Origin of the sequence: Streptomyces sp., assembly GCF_035563135.1 — a bacterium.
In the GTDB taxonomy this organism is placed as follows: domain Bacteria; phylum Actinomycetota; class Actinomycetes; order Streptomycetales; family Streptomycetaceae; genus Streptomyces.
The window spans coordinates 1-3,241 of the sequence record NZ_DATMVN010000807.1; the positions used below are offsets into that span (position 1 = coordinate 1).

The 3,241-nt window shown below is 69.9% G+C and carries 3 protein-coding genes and 1 pseudogene; 2 read left to right on the plus strand and 2 right to left on the minus strand.

Annotation, left to right across the window (positions count from 1 at the left end):
• Together VN520_RS35920 and VN520_RS35925 are read right to left on the minus strand one after the other, a co-directional pair.
• Positions 1 to 227 (minus strand): annotated as a pseudogene (locus VN520_RS35920) (histidine--tRNA ligase); the annotation flags it as partial.
• Between the two features lie 15 nt (positions 228 to 242).
• Positions 243 to 929 (minus strand): MBL fold metallo-hydrolase, encoded by a 687-nt coding sequence (locus VN520_RS35925; RefSeq protein ID WP_325751145.1) that lies wholly within the window; start codon positions 927 to 929, stop codon positions 243 to 245.
• A 148-nt stretch (positions 930 to 1,077) separates the two neighbouring features.
• On the opposite strand from VN520_RS35925, the gene VN520_RS35930 reads away from it, so the two are divergent.
• Together VN520_RS35930 and VN520_RS35935 are read left to right on the plus strand one after the other, a co-directional pair.
• A complete protein-coding gene (locus VN520_RS35930; RefSeq protein WP_325751146.1) occupies positions 1,078 to 1,869 on the plus strand; it encodes a peptidylprolyl isomerase in 792 nt (263 codons plus the stop codon).
• 189 nt (positions 1,870 to 2,058) lie between these two features.
• Positions 2,059 to 3,241, plus strand: a 1,183-nt coding sequence (locus tag VN520_RS35935; protein WP_325751147.1) for a DUF349 domain-containing protein, incomplete at its 3' end; no start/stop codon positions are given.

A 3,241-nucleotide genomic window follows, 5' to 3' on the forward strand; every position in this document is an offset into this window, starting at 1 on the left:
TTGTCGCCGCCCTTGGTCTCGAAGGCGTACATCTCCTTGGACACGATGTCGGTGGACTCACCGACACCGCGTGAGAACAGGGCGACGTCCTCGAACCCGGGGGTCTCGATGTAGCCGTAGCCGGAGTTCTTCAGGGGTGCGGAGATCGCGTCGCGCACCGCGAGGAACTTCGCGGAGCGCGGAGGGATCAGGTCGTACGTGCCCTTGGGGGCCTGGAAGGTGCTCACGGTTCTTTTCTCTCGTCACATTCCTCGGCGGGGCGCGGCCAGGCCGTTCAGGTACGGGTTGGAGGCGCGCTCACGGCCGATGGTCGTCTGGGGGCCGTGGCCGGACAGCACCACGGTCGAGTCGTCGAGCGGCAGGCACACACGGGCCAGCGACCCGAGCAGCTCGGCGTGGTCGCCGCCGGGCAGATCGGTGCGTCCGACGGAGCCGGCGAAGAGCAGGTCGCCCGAGAAGAGGACCTGCGGCACGTCCGCGGCCTCGGGCATCCGGTACGTCACCGACCCCTTCGTATGGCCGGGCGCGTGCGCGACGGCGAACTCCAGGCCCGCCAGCTCCAGCCGGGCGCCGTCGGTCAGCTCCTTGACGTCGTCGGGCTCCCCCACGGTCAGCTCGCCCATCAGCGGCATCCCGATGGAACGGCCCAGCGCCTTCTCCGGATCGCTCATCATGTAGCGGTCCTCCGGGTGGATCCAGGCGGGGACGTCGTGGGCTCCGCACACGGGGACGACCGAGGCGACGTGGTCGATGTGGCCATGGGTGAGGACGACGGCGACGGGCTTGAGCCGATGCTTCTTCAGCGCTTCCTCGACGCCCTGGGCGGCCTGGTGGCCCGGGTCGATGATCACGCACTCCTCACCGGCGGCGGGGGCGACCAGGTAGCAATTGGTCCCCCAGGCTCCGGCGGGGAACCCGGCAATGAGCACGATCGTCCTTAGTGTTCGTCCGACGAGGAGGGCCGCGGAGGGAGAATGCGGCAGATCAGAGACTACCGGCGCTCCTCATTCCACAGCTAACCCATATACCGTACGGGCATTCCAGGCCCGATCACACGACGTACAAGGAGATCATCCGGTGGTCAGCAGCGATCAGCGGCGGCGGCAGCTCGCCCGGGAGAAGTTCGAGCGGCAGCAGCAGCGCCGGGAGGAAGCGCGCCGGAGGACCAGGCGCCTCACGGCGATCATCGCCTCGTCGGTGGCCGTGGTGGCGGCCATCGGTGTGGGCGCGTACGTCTCGCTCGACGGCGACGACGCGAAGAAGACCTCCGCGGACGCGGCCGCGAGCGCCGACCCGTCGGCGTCGCCCTCGGAGAGCGGGAGCAGCGCTCCCGAACCCGCGATGAAGATCGACAAGAAGGCCAAGTACTCGATGTCGCTCAAGACGAACCAGGGCGACATCGGCATCGCGATGGACGCGGCGAAGACCCCGCACACCACGAATTCCTTCAAGGCCCTCGCGGACAAGGGGTACTTCGACGGAACGAAGTGCCACCGGCTGACCACGCAGGGCATTTTCGTCCTGCAGTGCGGTGACCCGAAGGGGGACGGCACGGGCGGCCCCGGCTACACGATCCCTGACGAGAATCTGACCGCGCTGGGCAAGGCGGGCGCCGACGGCTCGGTGACGTTCCCGGCGGGCACCGTCGCGATGGCGAACACCGGCCAGCCCGGCACGGGCGGCAGCCAGTTCTTCCTGGTCTACAAGGACACCAAACTCCCGCCCAGCTACACGCCGTTCGGCACCATGGACGATGCGGGCCTGAAGGCCGTCAAGAAGATCGCCGAGGCGGGTGTCGCCGACGGGGCGGGCGACGGTGCTCCGAAGAAGGCCGTCACGGTCGAGAAGGCGACGGTCGACAAGGTCTGACCGCAGATGCGGTCGCCCGGCACGGGGTCCCTGGAGCGCACCGGAGAATTTCAGCCGCGCTGAGTGCGGACAGCCGGGCGGCCGGTCGCCTAGATTGGCGTTGTGCAGGGCGGGCGCTGCCCGCCCCAGGAAACTGTGGACGATGCACGGGGGGCGAACCCCCTCGATGCATCAGGTGGAGGAGGCGCTGTGAGCAGCGACCCGTGGGGCCGTGTCGACGAGACGGGCACCGTGTACGTGCGTACGGCCGAGGGCGAGCAGGTCGTCGGATCGTGGCAGGCCGGTTCCCCCGAGGAGGCTCTGGCCTATTTCGAGCGCAAGTACGAGGGCTTGGTGGTCGAGATCGGCCTCCTCGAGCGGCGGGTGAAGACCACCGACCTCTCGGCGAAGGACGCCACGGCGGCGATCGAGCACCTTCGTACGCAGGTCGACGAGCACCACGCCGTCGGCGACCTCGCCGCGCTCGGCAAGCGGCTGGACGCGCTCGTCGCGACGGTCGACTCGCGCCGCGAGGAGCGCAAGGCCCAGAAGGCGAAGCAGACCGACGAGGCCCGTCAGGCCAAGGAGGCGCTCGTCGTCGAGGCCGAGGAGCTGGCGCAGAGCGAGCAGTGGCGGTCGGCGGGTGAGCGTCTGAGGGCGCTCGTCGACACCTGGAAGGGGCTGCCCCGTCTGGACCGTAAGTCCGACGACGAGCTGTGGCACCGCTTCTCGCATGCCCGTTCGGCCTTCTCCAAGCGCCGCAAGGCTCACTTCGCCGCGCTGGACGCCCAGCGCGAAGATGCCCGCAAGGTCAAGGAACGGCTGGTCGCCGAGGCCGAGTCGCTCTCCGGCTCGACCGACTGGGGTGCGACGGCCGCGCGTTACCGCGACCTGATGACCGAGTGGAAGGCTGCGGGCCGCGCCCAGCGCGAGGCCGAGGACGAGCTGTGGAACCGCTTCCGCGGCGCACAGGACGTGTTCTTCGCGGCCCGGAGCGGGGTCTTCGCGGAGCGGGACGCCGAGCAGGGCGAGAACCTCAAGCTGAAGGAGGAGCTCGCGGCCGAGGCCGAGAAGCTCGTCCCGGTGACGGATCTGAAGGCGGCCCGGGCCGCGTTCCGTTCCATCAACGAGCGCTGGGAGGCCATCGGCCACGTCCCGCGTGACGCCCGCCCGAAGGTCGAGGGCCGGGTGCAGGCGGTGGAGCGCGCGCTCCAGGAGGCCGAGGAGTCCGAGTGGCGCCGGACGAACCCGGAGGCGCGGGCACGTGCCGAGGGTCTGACCGGTCAGCTCCAGGCGGCCGTGGACAAGCTGCGCACACAGATCGACACGGCACGCGCCTCGGGCAACAACGCCAGGGCCGACAAGCTCTCCCGCGAGCTCGAAGGCCGGCAGG